The following is a 15058-nucleotide window of genomic DNA, read 5'->3' on the forward strand; positions in this document are numbered from 1 at the left end:
TCCCATCCCGAACTCAGCAGTGAAACGATGCATCGCCGATGGTAGTGTGGGGTTTCCCCATGTGAGAGTAGGTCATCGTCAAGATTGAATTCCGAGACCCCTATCTGCTTAGCAGGTAGGGGTTTTGTTTTTGTGCGTGAAACCTTGAGCTGAAGCCTGGCTACAACCGGTCGCAATAGAGCATGGGAACGATCAGCCTCTGTCATTCAGGCCAATAGGTTGCGCACATTGCCCATGGCCTCATCGGTGAAGCCCTGGATGAAATGGCGAAAGCCCGGCAAGTCCTCGGGATCGTCATTCGCCGGTTCGGCAATGATGGTCCAGGTCGCTCGGCAGCGATCCGCCGCCAGGGCTTCGACGCGCATCGCCGCCCAGAGCTTGCCGACCCCAAGGGTGTTGTAGAGGGTGGTCCAGGTCATGCACATCGTCAGGTTGTCGTGGCTGTTGAGTTGCTCGACTACCACATTGCCATCCTTGAACAATTTTTTGCGCAGTGCGCCTGGACCACTGCCGATCATCTCGATCTGCGAGAGCGCCGGGATGAAGGCAGCATAACCAGCAAAGTCGCCGACTACGGCCCAGACGCTGGCGGCGTCTCGGGAAATCTCAATCGAGGAAACCATGGGTTGGCCCTGAGGGTTGCTGATCAGGGTATCGGGTTGCAAGGTATGCATGGAGTGCTCCTGGTGATGATGGGTCAGATGAATTGAATCTGTCTGAGGTAGTTGCAGCCTTTTCGCAGCAACGCCGGGGTCTTGCGTGGGTAGGCTTCGGCCATGCGCCGGATACCGGCTGCGGCCTGGTCATGCTCGATGGCCGAGATATCGCCGATGTCCTCTTCGAAACCGTTGAGGTAGAAACCCAGCACTTCGAACAGCGCGTTATGGCGATCGACTCGTTGCAGTCGTTTTTGCCAATCGGCGACGCTGACCAGTTGGAAGTCATGGCCGATTTCGCGAAACGCCGCGACGTAATCGTTCCAGCTCAACGGTTGCGGGTTATGCAGGTTGAACACGCCGAGACTTTTGGGCACGCAGCGGCTTTCAGAGGCGATGAAGCGGGCGAGGAAATCCACGGGCATCAGGTCGAAGTTCATCGCCAAGGCGGGTACATGGCCCAATTGCAGCGAGCCCTTGAGCATCAGCAGCAGGCGGTTGCGATGTGGTTGGCAGACGCCGTTGCGGCTGTTGAAGCTGATGTTTCCGGGGCGGTAGAGATTGACCCAGGCACCTTGTTCGCGTGCCCGTTGCAGAATTCGTTCACCGACCCACTTGGACAAGTTGTAGCCATTGCGGATGTAGATCGGCGGCGTGTCCGCTGGCGGCTGTTCCAGCACTCGCCCGTCGTCGGCGATACGGCTGCAGGCCGACAGGCTGGAGATGAAATTGAAGACCTTCTTACTGCGGCCCTCGCACAACCGCAGGCATTCTAATAGCGGGTCGACGTTGTCGGCGGCCAGGGCCTCATAGTCGAGCACATGATTGACGTGAGCAGCGTTGTGGATCAGCACGCCGAACTCGCGGTCGATCCGTTCGTGCACCTGCATCGTCAGCCCCAAGCGTGGCTGGCGGATATCTGCCGAATAGACCCGGACGCGAGTCAGGTCCAGATGCTCCAGACGGTTGTCGCGTAACGCCTGAGAGAAACGCTCAGCTGCCGAGGTCGCCGTGCTGTCGCGTACCAGGCAGGCGATCTCGCTCACACCAGCGGCCAGCAGGGCCTCGACGATATGCACGCCGACAAAGCTGTTGGCGCCGGTCAGCACCACCTTGCCCAGGTCGCCCGCGCGCGTCGGCGGGAGTGGCCAAAAATCCAGTTCGCGCACGGCGTCGATGAATGCCCGTGGGCTCACGGTCTCCCGAATCGATTCCCCCCTGACCAATACCGCCAGTCGGCACAGGGTCGGCTCTTCGATAAAGCGGTTGATGGAGATGCCGTGTCCGTAGTGTTCGCGAATCCCCAGCAGCAGCTTGGACAGCAGGATCGAATGGCCGCCGAGGTTGAAAAAGCTCTCGTCGGTGGAAATCTCTTCATCCGGCAGTTCCAATAGCTCGGCCCAGAGTCCGAGCAACCAGGCCTCATCGGTATTTTCAGGCAGACGTAGGCGAGGCGCGCCGGGCAAGTGGACGGGCATCTCCAGCAGCGCCCGACGGTCGACCTTGCCGCTGCTGGCAGACGGCAGCCCGGCCAGTTCGACATAAGCGGCGGGGTGCATGTAGTCCGGCAAGCAGCGCTCGACGTGTTGGCGCAAGGCGTCGCGGTCGCTACTGGCGGTGGCTGGTTGCGCCATATAGGCCAATATCCGACGGCGGCTGTCGATGACCACGGCCACCTGGCGATACAAGCGGCTGTTGCGCAGGCAGTGCTCGATTTCTTCGGGTTCGACCCGAAAGCCGCGAATCTTCACCTGATGGTCGCGACGGCCGCAGAGCTCTATGCCTTCCTCGGTCCATTTCGCCAAGTCGCCGGTGCGGTAGACTCGCCGTGCCGATCCGTTGCCCGTATCCAGGGAGAGGTAGCATTCGCCGGTTTTCTCGGGATTGTTCAGGTACCCCAGGCCCACGCCCGGTCCGGCGATATACAGCTCGCCGACCGTCTGCTCGACAACCGGCTGGCCGTGCTCGTCAAGAATGAACACTTGGCTGTTGGCGATAGGCCGTCCCAGGTTGCGGTTGCCGGTTCCCCTGCGGAACCGTTGCGCGGTGACCAGCACCGTGGCCTCGGTGGGCCCATAGAGGTTATAGAAACGCGCCTGTTGCGAGAGCTGTTCGATGACCCAGGGCTCGCAGACATCGCCGCCGGTGGTCACGTGGCTCAGCCCCAATGGCGGCTCCAGGGGCAAGATGCCGAGCAACATAGGTGGGAGGAAAGCGTGGCTGATGCGCTGTTGACGGATCAGCGCTACCAACTGCAAGGGATCGCGTCGCTGGTCTTCATTAGGGATCACCAGTTCGGCACCCTGGACCAGGCTGGGGAGTATATCGATCAGCGAGGCGTCGAAGCTCAAGCTCGAGAACTGCAGGACCCGGCTGTGTTCGGTGAGCTGCACATGCTCGGCGTACCAAGCGGTGAAATGCGCAAGATTGGCGTGGCTGAGCAGCACCCCCTTGGGCTTACCGCCGGTGCCCGAAGTGTAGAGCGCCAGGCAGGGCGCTTCGGGAGCTGATACCTGGTGCTGCAGGGAGGAGGAGGCCAGGGTTGCGTGGTCGATTGCCACGGTGCCGATATCCAGGGAGGGCAGGTGGTCGCCGAGAGGATGATGACCCTCGTGCAGTAACAGGACCGCCCCGGCGTCCTCCAGGATTGATCGCTGGCGCTGGAGTGGATGAGCCGGGTCCAGCGGCAGATAGATCGCACCGCAACCGAGTATGGCCAGGAGTGCTGCGTACAGGGCCGGTGTCTTGTCCAGGCAGACCCCGACTACCGATGCGCCCGGGAGAGTCTCTAGCCCGGCGAATGCCGCCAGCAGGCTCTCCTGAATCGCCAGACCGTGGGCGTGCAACTGGCGATAGTTCGACGAGTGGCCGTTGAAGGTCAAGGCCGGGCGCTCGGCGAAGCGGCGCAGGCGGTCTTCGATGCGCAGGAGCAGCGGTACCGCCGCCAAGGTCAGTAGATCAGCGCGGGCCGTGTGGTTGAAGCGATGTTCGAAGGCCAGCGACTCCAGCGCCGGTAGCGGATGTTGTGCGGCGCAAGGCGACACCGCCACCGATGGAATATCGAGAAAGTAGTCGGCGTCACGAGCAAAGCGACTGATCAGCAGCGTGCACCGCTCCAGCAATGCCTCGGTTGCCGCCTGTCGCAGGACCTGGCCATTACCGGAGCCGCCCGGGTCGACAGGCCGGCGCTCGATCAGGCGGCTGTCCAGACAGAAGTGCAGCGCCAATGCGGGCAGGCCGGCGACCGTCAACGGTCCGTACTCCAGGCGTAGGCCCAGTTGGGCCGCACCCTCGATGTGGGGCGGCGGCGCCAGGCTGCCATCCTCGATCACCAGGTCCGGCGCGGACGGTAGGCTCGCGTCGATGGCTTGGGGGGTATTTAGGCGTCGAACAAGATGGCCCTGCTGCTCCAGCTCCTGCATCAACTCATCGAGTACCTGGCTGTGTCCGACGAGCAGAATCTCGAGACGTCTCATGATGTTCTCCTTGGCTAGAGCAGGTAGTCGCTCAGGGTGTCCCGGACGTCGGGCGAATCCAGTAGTGAGCTGTTGCGCAGGAACCGCACGATATTGATAACCAGCGGATGGTGACGGTTGATCGGATAGGCCAGACCCAAGGTTTCGCACCTGAGCGCCTGTCGGACCTGTTCGTTGACCGAAAGGTGTTCGATCACGGCGAAATCGAAGGCCTTCTGGATGTCGTTGGTCAGGTAATGGACCATGAATACCGGCAGGATTCCGGCGATCAGTTCCCGATCGGCCTCGCTTGCGCTCTGCCAGTAGAGACGCACCAGGTGGGTCCAGAACACAGCGTGTCGTCCTTCGTCGAGCAGGTGGTCGGCCATCAGTCCCTTGACCGAAGCCTTGATCGTGTTGTCCTTGGCAAAGGCCGCGACATCGTTGGTCACGGTGTTTTCCGCGATCGCCACACAGATCAGCTCGACAGCACCTAGCAGATGCTCTGGCGCCATGCTCAGGGCTGTCGGTATGGCGCGGCTGAGCTCTATCTCATCGGGCAAGGTAATCGGCTGGACGCCGGTCAGAACAATGGTTTGCTGCATAAAGTCCATGGCCGCCAGGGCGTGATAGTCCTCGTCCACGACCACCGTCATGGCGTCATGGCGACAAGCGAACGGAAAGCGGATCGGGAAGCGGTCCTTGGCAATGCGGCGGGCGGTGTGGTCGACGATTTCGGTCTCGAAAATCACCACATCGTTGATGAACTTGTACAAGCTCTGGATCAACACGAAATCGCGTTGCTCAGGGCAATGGGTGAGAAAGGCCGCACTGTTGACCAGCGGTTGGCGGCTGAGGGGGTAGATCAGTTGGTCATCGTCTTCCAACTGGCGCCGCGGACGGGTACGGATGCTGGAGCGGCTTTCCCAGGTATTAGCGAGCGAACGGTAGTCCTCGGTGTTCATACGGCGGCCTCATGAGTCTTGGCGAGCAGTTTCTGTTGGATGGCGTCCCAGAGCGCGAGACGGCTTTCCACGGCCAGCAGGGCGGCGGCATAAGCTTCGCTTTGCCGTTGCGGGTCGGCGTCGATCAGGCGTTCGAGCAGTTGCCCGGCGGCCGGGCCATGATCGCCGGCGTCCACCTCGATATGCCGGTGCAGGTAGTGGTGCAGGGTCGGAGCCTGGGTCTGGTCGATACCCCACTGTTCGAGCAGTCGCTGAAACATCTGTGGGATCAGGCTTTCCCGGCCATGCAGGAAGGCCGCGGCGACGCAATGCGGAGCCGCGTTCAGGGCGATATCCAGGGTCTGGCGGACAAAGCGGCTGGCGCCTGGGTCGGCGCCAGACTGTTGCAGGGCACTGTCGACGGCGACACCTTCGCGCAACCGCTCGATAAAGCCCTCGATGACCTGCGTGTCGGCACCGATTTCGCGCATGGCCTCCAGATACAGCTCGAAATGGCTGCAATGGCCTTCTCCATGGCGTGCGTCCGATTCCTCGTCCAGCACGATCTCGTTGATCATTCGTGCCGCCCTTGGATCCTTGGGCGGCAGCCAGGGGAGATCGAGGCTGGTCAATTCCTGCTGCAATCGCTTGGCCAGTGACATGAAGTCCCATACCGCGAAGATATGTACTTCCATAAAGCATCTGAGTAATGGCAGTGAATGTATTTCACTGAAAACAGAATGTTCGCTCAGTTGGGTTTTTTTATGTTCCAGATGTTCTTTACAAGTATTCATTAGCCACCTTTTCGGTTGGTAAATGGAGTAACGGCAAACACCTCTGCGCGGTTGCTTGTCATGCTGTGCCATGGCCGCCGAAAAATGACGGACGAGCAAAGCCCTTGCCCAAGAGTTTGAAAACTCAGGAGCTTGAACCAACAGCGTGCATGCCGCTGTCATCGTGTCTGTTGGTTGTGTGAGCGTATTTTGTCTGGCTTTGCCGGGGAAGTGTCCCCACACTGTGGGCTGTCACAGCGGAGCGCATCCTGGCGGTTATTCAAACCTAGTACAGAAAATAAGTAGTGATCAAGTTGTTTTTAAAATATTGAAAATTTCCTATTTATAAGGGTTGAGCAGCGCCGATAAAACAATTTTAAGTTGTTTTATTTGGATGAGAGCGGCTCTTCCGCTCGATAACAAGCAGAATAAAAAATATTGAGTGAATGCCTCACTCGAGCACTCTTGAACAGGGTGGCCGGTTGTTTGATAGGCGAGGCCGAGGCACGGTTCATCCGTGCCCCTGGTCTGTGGCAAAGCTCTCCTTTTGATCTGTCTCTTGTCCGTGCGTTGTGTGCGAGTTCGTCCACGATCCGCTCGTGCTGCCTGGATTGACCAGAGTGTGCCTAAATGCACGGCTCGACTATCACCAAGGGATGTGAAGTGCGTCCGACGCTTCGAACAGACTCGGTTATCCCGCCGTGGCAGAGGCGGCATGGCTGCGTTTCACCTGTGAGGTTACGGAGCCGTTGTGCTCAAGACACGGGTATGGCGTGTGTCGGTGGATTGTTCAAGTCTTATCCAAGTAGCGTCGGATGACCTCGATACCGCGTTGCAAGTGGTGACGCAAATGCTCCACGCACAGCTCGACCTGGCCGTCACGGGCGGCTTGGAGCAGTTCCCGGTGATCGTCCTGGGACAGTTTTCCCAAACCCATGGCCGAGAGGTTGAAACGCAAAAAGCGTTCTTCCTCCACCAGGCTCTGTTCGATCAGGCTCAGCAGTTTGTGGTTGGGTGCCTTGCTGTATAGGCTCATATGAAACAGCCGGTTGAGCCGGCCAACCTGGGCGTAGTCGGTCTTCGTTTCAAGCTGGTCGATATAGGTGGCGCTTTGGGCGAGGTCTTCTTCGGTGAGCAGGGGGACCGACAGGCGCAAGGCTTCGGACTCCAGTAGGATGCGCAGGTTGTAATTTTCGGTCGAGGTATCGTCGATCAACGGAGCAACCACGGCGCCCTTGTGCTGGACGACGTGCAGCAGTTCCTGTGCCTCGAGTTGGCGCAACGCCTCACGGACCGGCATGCGACTGACGCCGAATAACGTTGCCAACTCTTGCTGGCGAAGAGCCATGCCGCAGGGCAGTCGTCCATCCAGAATGGCGCCGCGCAAGGTTTCCTCGATCACCGCCCGCGCGAAGTGAGCGGGGATGGGAGCGTTGACGAGAATGCTGCTCAAAGGGTTCGGTTTTTCTGCCACGCTAAAACTACCTGCTGCTCGAGAACAGAATTCAAATTGGCCGCGGCTCATGATCGAGACTTTTCAACGGCGATGATTGCAAGGTGCCATTTTCTTCCCATGCACGCCGCTTAACCATCAATCGTTTCTTAAATGAGTGTAGGGACCAGTCATTTTGTCAGTACGTTTTACTTGTCAGCGATAGGTCGGTTTTGCGGGCGGATCTGAAACGACGGTGGTGGGCGGCGCTGTGGCCCTATGTTTACTCATAAATGATATTTAAATTGTTTCTCCTATGACGATATGGTCATCCTCCTGCGTACCCACCGACCCATCGGCGGTCACTCGGTTTTCGATCAGCATGCTGGCAATTTGCTTGACGCTCGATACGGCTGTCGTAGACTCGCGATTGTCCGACAAGGAGTCACTGTTATGCAGCGTTTGTACGGTTGGGTTTTCGGATTGTCCTGTGTTGCGTGCCTGGTCCAGGCGCAAGCGGCCGCCGAGGGTGACCCGTTGTTGGACAGTGCCACGTCGAGCGCCCGGGTGACCTCGGCCAGCGAGGCCCGTGGCGTGTTGCGCGCGCGCAACCAGGCGATGCTCGCCAGTGAATTGTCAGGGCGGATCATCGAGCTGCCCTTCAGCGAAGGCGAAGCCTTCAACAAGGGCGATACCCTGGCGCGTTTCGACTGTTCGGCGTTCCAGGCCCAGCTCAATGCGGCCCTGGCCGCCGGGCGTGGCGCCAATGAGGAACTGGCCCATAACCGCCAGCTCGCGTCGCTCAACTCGGTAGGCCGCTTCGAGGTGGCTCGCGCCGAGGCCAAGGTTGCCGAAGCCCAGGCCCAGGCCCAGGTCTATCAGGTACAGGTCAAGCGTTGCAGCGTGATTGCTCCTTATGACGGTCAGGTCGTGCAGCGCAAAGTGCAGCGCTACGAAAGCGTCTCGATCGGTTCGCCGCTGCTGGAAATTGTCGACAACCGCACCCTGGAAATTCATTTGCTAGTGCCCTCGCACTGGATGAGCAAACTCAAGCCGGGGCAGACCTTCAGTTTCGTCCCGGACGAAACCGGCCAGCCGCTGACCGCCACTATCAAGCGGCTGGGGGCGCAGATCGATGAGGGCAGCCAGACTCTGTTGCTGGTGGCCAGTCTGCCCAAGGCCGATGGCCTGTTGGCAGGCATGAGCGGCACCGCGCGCTTCGAGGCACTGAAGTGAACGCCCCGGTGGCGGGCGCAACCGAGCGGGTGTTTGCCCAGTTCCTCGACCTCGAACGCTTGACCCGTGCCGCCCGCACCACCGAACAGCTTGCTTATAGTTTGGTCAATGATGGCCAGGCGCTGTTCGGCTTTCGCCATGCTGCCCTGCTGATCGCTGGTAAGGTGCGGGCCGTGACCGGGGTCAGCGCGGTGGAGCCGAATGCGCCGTTTGTCGCCTTTGTCGAACACGCCGTGGCGCAGCTCGTCAAGCTGAAGCGGGCGACGCCTGCGAGCGTGGTGCCGATGGCGGCGTTCAGCGCCTCGGTGCGCGAGGACTGGCAGAGCCTGTCGGCGCTCCAGGTGTTCTGGTTGCCGCTGCTCGATCACAAGGGCGAAGTCTTTGGCGGCATCTGGCTGGCTCGCGACAACCCCTGGAGCCCTTCCGAACAGGTGTTGCTGGCGCAGTTGGGCGACACCTATAGCCATGCCTGGCTGGCCTTGCAGCCGCGCCGGCCGTGGCGTTTACGCCTGACGCGTAAGCGCCAGGCATTGCTCGGCGCGCTGGCGTTGCTGAGCCTGTTGATTCCAGTCCGCCAGTCGGTGCTGGCCCCTGCGGAGGTCGTGCCGCTGGCTGGCCGGGTGGTGGCGGCGCCGCTGGATGGGGTGATTGCCGAGTTTCTGGTTAAGCCCAACCAAGTGGTGCGCAGCGGCGACCTGCTGGTACGTTTCGAAAGCACCACCCTCAAGGCCCAGGCCGATGTGGCCCAGCGCACTCTCGGAGTGGCCGAGGCTGAATTGAAGGCCAATGCCCAGCGTGCGTTTGCCGATGCCGAGTCGAGTTCGAAGATCGACTTGCTGGCGGCGCGAGTCGAGCAGAAGCGCGCCGAACGCGATTACGCCAGTGAATTGCTCAAGCGCAGCGAAGTGCGTGCCGAGCGCGACGGTATTGCGGTGTTCGCCGACGCTGAACGCTGGACCGGTAAACCGATCCAGACCGGTGAGCGGCTGATGGAAATCGCCGACCCGACCCAGGCCGAACTACGTATCGAACTGGCGGTCGGCGATGCCATCGTCCTGGCTCCCGATGCCGAGGTTGCCCTGTTCCTCGACAGCGACCCATTGCAGCGTTACCCGGCGAAACTGGAGCGAGTGGCCTACGAGGCGCAATCCACTGCGGCCGGGCAGTTGGCGTATCGGCTGGATGCCAGCTTCATCGACACCCCGGTGCCGCGCATCGGCTTGCGCGGCACCGCGAAAATCTTCGGCCAGCGCGCACCGCTGGCCTTGTACCTGCTGCGCCGACCACTGGCCGGGTTGCGCCAGAGCGTAGGCCTGTAATGAACCTGCCGAGCCTGCGAGCGGATCTGCAGCTCACGCCGGCCTCGGCGGCGTTGGACGGCTCACCGCGTTGGACGTTGGCCGACCCGGTTCGTGGGCGTTATTTCAAGCTGGGCGTCCAGGCCATCCGCTTGCTGCGGCATTGGTCGCTGGGTGATCCCGAGCAGGTGCTGCAGGCGGCGAACCGTGAGCCGGGCCTGCCGTTGGGCGATCCGGAACTGGAGCAGTTGCTGGGTTTTTTGCGCGCCCATGACCTGATCGCCGCGCTGGACCCGCAACAGCGCGCCAGCTATGCGTGGAAAGCCGCCGCGTCGCGCCAGAGCCTGTGGCAGATGGCACTGCACCAATACCTGTTTTTCCGCATCCCGCTGTGGCGCCCGGATGCCTTCCTCAATCGCGCCTGGCCATGGCTGCGACGTTTCGGCCCGCGCCTGTTGCGCTACGGCTTGCCGATCACCCTGGGGCTGGGAGTGTTCCTGGTCTCGCGGGACTGGGAGCGCTTTCTCTCAACCTTTCCCCACCTGTTCAGCCTCGGTGGGGCCATGGCCTTTGGCATCGCGCTATTCTTCGCCAAGCTCTGTCATGAGTTCGGCCATGCTTTCATGGCCAAGCGCGCCGGCTGTCGGGTGCAGAGCATGGGGGTGGCGTTCATGGTCCTGCTGCCGTTGTTCTATACCGATGTCAGCGATGCCTGGCGGATTAACGACCGCAAGGCGCGGTTGCTGATCGGTGCCGGCGGGGTCCTGGCGGAGCTGGTGTTGGCCTGTATCGCCCTGTTGGCCTGGTCGCTGCTGCCAGACGGGCCGGCGCGCACGGCGGCGTTCATGCTCGCCAGTGCCACCTGGCTGACCACTCTGGCGGTGAACCTCAACCCGTTCATGCGCTTCGACGGTTACTTTCTGCTCAGCGACTTCTGGGAAATCGACAACCTCCAGGGCCGTGCCTTTGCCCTGTGCCGCTGGCGTTTGCGCGAGGCCCTGTTCGGCTACGACACGCCGGCACCGGAGCCCTGGCCACCGGCCATGCGCCGCCGACTGCTGTGGTGGGGATTCCTTTCCTGGTTGTGGCGGGCGGTATTGTTTTTCGGGATCGCCCTGGCGGTCTATCACCTGTTCTTCAAGTTGCTGGGCATCTGCCTGATGCTGGTGGAACTGGGTTGGTTCATCTTCCTGCCGATTTTCAAGGAAGCCCGCGAATGGTGGTCGCGGCGCGAGCAGGCGCATACTCCGCGTGTGCTGCTCAGTGGCCTGGGCCTGCTGGCGCTGCTGTTGCTGGTGGTGCTGCCCTGGCGTAGCAGCGTGGAAATACCGGTGATGCTCGAGGCCGGGCGGGTCACGGCGCTGCATGCTCCGGTGGCCGCACGGGTCAAACAAGTTAATGTGCGCGATGGCCAGCGGGTGGAGCAAGGCACGGTGTTGGTGGAGTTGGAGTCACCGGATGTCGACTCGCGACTGTTCATCGTGCGCCGTGAAATCGATATTTTGCAGTTGCAGATGCGTCGCCAGGCCGGGCGCAGCGAGACGGCGGCGGATGTCGGTGTCCTCGAACAGCGGCTGGCGGAGGCGGTGGCCGAATACCGGGGATTGCAGGCCCGTCGTGAGCGCTTATTGCTACGGGCACCCCAGGCCGGCCAGGTCCGCGATCTGCTGCCGCAACTGGTCGCCGGACGCTGGGTTTCGACTCAGGAACCGCTGGCGCGAGTTGTCGAGGATGGTACCCGTGTGCGCGGTTATCTGGCCGAAGAGGATTTGTGGCGCGTCGCGCCGGGGTCGAACGGGCGCTTTGTCGCCGACGACCCGATGCGCCCGGCTTGGCCGGTGCAGTTGTTGGATATCGACGCCAACGGTGTTGCGGCCATCGACCAGGAAGCCTTGACCTCCGACCACCACGGGCCGATTGCCGTGCGGCGCGACGAAAACCGCCGTCCGGAGCCAGTGCAAGCCCAATACGGCGTGCGGCTCAAGCTGCTGGAAGAAGTGCCGACACCGAGCCATCCGCTGCGCGGCGTGGCGGTGTTGCAAGGGCGCCACGAATCATTGCTGGGTACCGCCTGGCGGCGCCTGATAGCGCTGGGCGTGCGCGAGAGTGGTTTCTAGTCATTACAACGGTTCAGGGAGTACCACCCATGTTGAACAGCTCGTCCGCCGCAGGGTTGTCCATGCGCCCATCGCGGGCCACCGATGGGCCTTTTCTGCGCAGCCTTTATCAGTCGGCCCGCCCGGAGTTGCAATGGATCGATGCCGAGCCCGAACTGATCGAACAGGTGATTGCCCAGCAGTTCCAGGTGCAGGAACAGGGGGTTGGCGATCATTACCCGGATGCGATGCACTATGTGGTGGAGAAGCTCGATACGCCCATTGGCGTGCTGAGTGCCGACTTCGGTCCCAATGAAATCCGCGTGCTGTACCTGGCGTTCATTCCGGCGGCCCGTGGCAAGGGGTTCGGACGTATTGTGCTGCAAGGCGTGCAGAAGGCCGCCGAACAGGTGCGCTGCCCAGTGGCGACGGTGGTCTGGGCCAGCAATCCGCAGGCGCGCCAGCATTACCTGGCGCTGGGGTTTCGGGTCGAGGAAAGCTCGCCGGCGGCCGAGCGGCTGGTGTGGTACCCAGGCCTCAATTGAAGACGATATTGAAGTAGCCCAGGGTCGGGTCGCGTCCCAGCGGCGGCTCGCGAGAGACGAACACTGCATCGAGGCGTCCCAGTTGCGGCAGCTCCAGGGCGCACAGGCCGTCGACGAAATCCGTCGGCTCGAGGCTGCGCAGCATCACGTTGAAGGGTAGGCGAGAGCTCTCCGACAGTTGCGCTCGCGGGTGCAACTGGATCGATTCGACCTGGACCGCCAGCAGGCTGCCGTCGGGCAGGTGCAGCGGGCAGCGCTGGTTGACCAGCGGCTGGAAATGTTCGTTGGAAACCTGTTGCAGCATCGATGTTCTCCGTATGCAGAGTGGGCTCAGGCCCCGGTAGGAGCCGGCAAGCCGGCTGCTACAGGCGTTGCGGTGTGTCAGTTACGCGACGGGAAGATCCCTTCCAGTGCGATGCTGAAGTTCACCACCAGGAACGGGTTCATCGTCCCCAGCGGTAGGTTGCCACCTGGTAGGGTCAGGTTGCCGGCGATGGTGCTGGCGGCACCTTTGAGGGCTACCGGCGAGGCGCCCTGTGCATCGGAATAGATCGCCGCCGAGGGCGGCCCGGCAGGGTTGGACGCGCCGATATAGGCGTTGGTGCTGGTCGGTGCCGTGACCGGATTGCTGGGGGTGCTCGCCAGGTTGATGGTGGTGTCGACGGTCAAGCCAGAGGTCGGAATCACCTGGGTGGGCAGGTTACTGGTCAGGATCGATACGTTTTCAGTACCGCTGGCTTCGCCCATGACCCGCGACGTCAAGCCCGGCCCATTGCCCTGGCAAACCGGCAGCCGGCCTTGGAGGTTGGGCAGGCCGAAGGTCTGTTGGCCGTTACCGCCATAGGTCGTACCCATCAACGCGAACAGTGCCTGGTATTGCGAGAGAGGCAGCAGTTGCCCGCCGCAGAGCGCCCAGCCCGAGGGTGCGAAGTTGAAGCCAAACATCTGGATGGTGCCGAGAAATACTTCCATGGATCGTTATCCTTCAGCCGTGTTGGGAGAGGTGCCGTGCCCGTGGTGTCCGGGCTTTTTTGTGCACCGTCCCGAAGCGTAGACGCTGGCTTGGCTTGCGCCGGTTCTTTGCGGGATAGAGGTCGCGATTGGAACAGTCAGGCAAGCCGATGTCGTTCTAGCCTATAAACGGACGGCGGCGGCGATGTGGGGCGACGAATTGCGTGGTTGGATCGGTCTGTTTGGCGATGCCAACCTGTCGATCCAGACGATGAGCGCGCAGCCTGGGGTGATCACGCTCTCCTCGGTATTGGCTAACCCACTTGATCGTCGGTCGTCGAGCGACGGTCCTGGCCTGCTACCGGCTACGGTTTCGGCACCTTGATCGATGAAAATGCCGGGGTCTACTTCGATCATCTGAAAGATCTGCCATCGGCTAACGGCAGGGTCTGGCTGCTGATGAGTCGGGTGGCACCGGACGAGTTTCCGTCAATTCCGACCGGCTGGCGGAAAATCGACCAGCATGCGGGGGAGATACCCAAGCGGTTTTATATGAAACCTGCCACCCTTCGGGTAGCCGGCACTCACTACCGGACACTTGATATAGAGCTTCCCGGTCGTATTTGAGGGCCATAACTCCCGTGTTTATGGGCCTTTTGCGGCGTAAAGTCGCTGCGATTGATGTCAAAATACTACTAGTGCGCAACAATTCCTTACGCTACGCTTTGTCCTACAAAGGACTTAACGTCACGGTGAATGGATTGCGCAGTTTTCACTTTATCTCCGGATTGCCGCGCTCAGGGTCCACTCTGCTGTCCGCTATTCTCCTGCAGAACCCACGTTTTCATGCTGGCATGAGCAGCCCGGTTGGCGGCCTGTTTAACAGCGTGTTGGAACAGTGTAGCGCTGGCAGCGAGTTCGGCGCGGTGATTGGTACCGATAGGCGTCGCCGCCTGCTGCGTGGGCTGTTCGAGTCCTATTACGCCGACAAGGGCGAACAGTCGGTTATCTTCGATACCAATCGCCAGTGGTCCGCGCGCTTGCCGGCGTTGATGGATATGTTTGCGCAATCCAAGGTTATCGCCTGCGTGCGTAACGTCGCCTGGGTGATGGACAGCCTGGAGCGGCTGTACCGCGCCAATCCCTTCGAGAACACCAAGTTGTTCAACGACGAGGTGGAGCGCAACACGGTCTACAGCCGCTGTGAAACCCTTGCCCAGCGCAATCGCCTGGTGGGTTTTGCTTGGACCGCGCTCAAGGAAGCCTACTACAGCGAACACGCCGGTTCCGTGCTGCTGGTGGATTACGATCTCCTGGCCCAGGCCCCGGAGCGGGTGTTGCGGCTGGTCTACGATTTTATCGGCGAACCCTGGTTCGAGCATGATTTCGACCATCTGGCCTATGACGCCCCGGAATTCGACCAGGCCCTCGGGGTCGCCGGTCTGCACAAGGTCAAGCCCAAGGTCGCGCTGACGTCGCGGCGCACCATCCTGCCGCCGGATTTGTTCGAAAAGTATGCCGAGCTATCGTTCTGGAACGATGGCTCGGCCAGTGCCGCGAATGTCATTCGTTTGAAAACCAACGCCGCGGTCAGCTGATCGCGGTTTTTTATGCCGACAAAAAAAACCATTGAGCGCATGAGCGTTCGAGTGCAGGTGAAGCATGTGGTGGA

Annotated in this window: 14 protein-coding genes and 1 rRNA gene; 8 read left to right on the plus strand and 7 right to left on the minus strand. The window is 61.2% G+C overall.

Translation table 11 applies throughout. The features are described 5' to 3' along the window. Positions 1 to 84: ribosomal RNA gene (gene rrf, locus BMX68_RS26780) — 5S ribosomal RNA — on the plus strand; the annotation flags it as partial. A 122-nt stretch (positions 85 to 206) separates the two neighbouring features. Here the strand turns inward: rrf and BMX68_RS21025 are convergent. From BMX68_RS21025 to BMX68_RS21045, 5 genes are all read right to left on the minus strand, one after another. Further along, complete coding sequence (locus tag BMX68_RS21025; RefSeq protein ID WP_017130440.1) at positions 207 to 674, minus strand: SRPBCC family protein; 468 nt, start codon at positions 672 to 674, stop codon at positions 207 to 209. A 23-nt stretch (positions 675 to 697) separates the two neighbouring features. Continuing rightward, positions 698 to 4132: an amino acid adenylation domain-containing protein gene (locus tag BMX68_RS21030; protein WP_017130439.1), complete on the minus strand. Its 3435-nt coding sequence runs from the start codon at positions 4130 to 4132 to the stop codon at positions 698 to 700. A 14-nt stretch (positions 4133 to 4146) separates the two neighbouring features. After that, positions 4147 to 5076 carry a diiron oxygenase gene (locus BMX68_RS21035; RefSeq protein WP_017130438.1) on the minus strand — a complete coding sequence of 310 codons (930 nt, stop codon included), beginning with the start codon at positions 5074 to 5076 and terminating at the stop codon, positions 4147 to 4149. Continuing rightward, positions 5073 to 5849: a DUF3050 domain-containing protein gene (locus tag BMX68_RS21040; protein ID WP_026013018.1), complete on the minus strand. Its 777-nt coding sequence runs from the start codon at positions 5847 to 5849 to the stop codon at positions 5073 to 5075. The genes BMX68_RS21035 and BMX68_RS21040 overlap by 4 nt, the downstream gene beginning before the upstream one ends. Before the next feature lie 769 nt (positions 5850 to 6618). Then, positions 6619 to 7302: a GntR family transcriptional regulator gene (locus tag BMX68_RS21045; protein WP_017130436.1), complete on the minus strand. Its 684-nt coding sequence runs from the start codon at positions 7300 to 7302 to the stop codon at positions 6619 to 6621. Positions 7303 to 7713: 411 nt separating this feature from the next. On the opposite strand from BMX68_RS21045, the gene BMX68_RS21050 reads away from it, so the two are divergent. The 4 genes from BMX68_RS21050 to BMX68_RS21065 are packed head-to-tail and all read left to right on the plus strand — an operon-like array spanning position 7714 to position 12435. Continuing rightward, on the plus strand, positions 7714 to 8496 hold the full coding sequence (locus BMX68_RS21050) for an efflux RND transporter periplasmic adaptor subunit (RefSeq protein WP_017130435.1): 783 nt from the start codon (positions 7714 to 7716) through the stop codon (positions 8494 to 8496). Next, complete coding sequence (locus BMX68_RS21055) at positions 8493 to 9815, plus strand: efflux RND transporter periplasmic adaptor subunit (RefSeq protein WP_017130434.1); 1323 nt, start codon at positions 8493 to 8495, stop codon at positions 9813 to 9815. The genes BMX68_RS21050 and BMX68_RS21055 overlap by 4 nt, the downstream gene beginning before the upstream one ends. Next, the gene (locus BMX68_RS21060; RefSeq protein ID WP_017130433.1) at positions 9815 to 11911 is read left to right on the plus strand and encodes a site-2 protease family protein; all 2097 of its coding nucleotides are present in this window, start codon (positions 9815 to 9817) and stop codon (positions 11909 to 11911) included. Before BMX68_RS21055 ends, BMX68_RS21060 begins: the two co-directional genes overlap by 1 nt. Positions 11912 to 11940: 29 nt before the next feature. Next, the gene (locus tag BMX68_RS21065) at positions 11941 to 12435 is read left to right on the plus strand and encodes a GNAT family N-acetyltransferase (RefSeq protein WP_017130432.1); all 495 of its coding nucleotides are present in this window, start codon (positions 11941 to 11943) and stop codon (positions 12433 to 12435) included. On the opposite strand, the gene BMX68_RS21070 is transcribed toward BMX68_RS21065, so the two are convergent. After that, positions 12428 to 12739 carry a DUF6916 family protein gene (locus BMX68_RS21070; RefSeq protein WP_017130431.1) on the minus strand — a complete coding sequence of 104 codons (312 nt, stop codon included), beginning with the start codon at positions 12737 to 12739 and terminating at the stop codon, positions 12428 to 12430. The two genes, BMX68_RS21065 and BMX68_RS21070, sit on opposite strands and share 8 nt — an antisense overlap. A gap of 77 nt (positions 12740 to 12816) precedes the next feature. Next, positions 12817 to 13407 carry a phage tail protein gene (locus BMX68_RS21075; protein WP_017130430.1) on the minus strand — a complete coding sequence of 197 codons (591 nt, stop codon included), beginning with the start codon at positions 13405 to 13407 and terminating at the stop codon, positions 12817 to 12819. A 184-nt stretch (positions 13408 to 13591) separates the two neighbouring features. On the opposite strand from BMX68_RS21075, the gene BMX68_RS21080 reads away from it, so the two are divergent. The 3 genes from BMX68_RS21080 (at position 13592) to BMX68_RS21090 (ending at position 14984) form a co-directional block, all read left to right on the plus strand. Next, on the plus strand, positions 13592 to 13771 hold the full coding sequence (locus tag BMX68_RS21080) for a hypothetical protein (protein WP_017130429.1): 180 nt from the start codon (positions 13592 to 13594) through the stop codon (positions 13769 to 13771). Then, entirely contained in the window at positions 13768 to 14013 is a 246-nt protein-coding gene (locus tag BMX68_RS21085) for a hypothetical protein (RefSeq protein ID WP_026013017.1), read from the plus strand. Before BMX68_RS21080 ends, BMX68_RS21085 begins: the two co-directional genes overlap by 4 nt. Positions 14014 to 14138: 125 nt before the next feature. Next, complete coding sequence (locus BMX68_RS21090; protein WP_026013016.1) at positions 14139 to 14984, plus strand: sulfotransferase family protein; 846 nt, start codon at positions 14139 to 14141, stop codon at positions 14982 to 14984. Positions 14985 to 15058: the final 74 nt, after the last annotated feature.

This window comes from Pseudomonas agarici, from assembly GCF_900109755.1.
GTDB classification, from domain to species: Bacteria; Pseudomonadota; Gammaproteobacteria; order Pseudomonadales; family Pseudomonadaceae; genus Aquipseudomonas; species Aquipseudomonas agarici.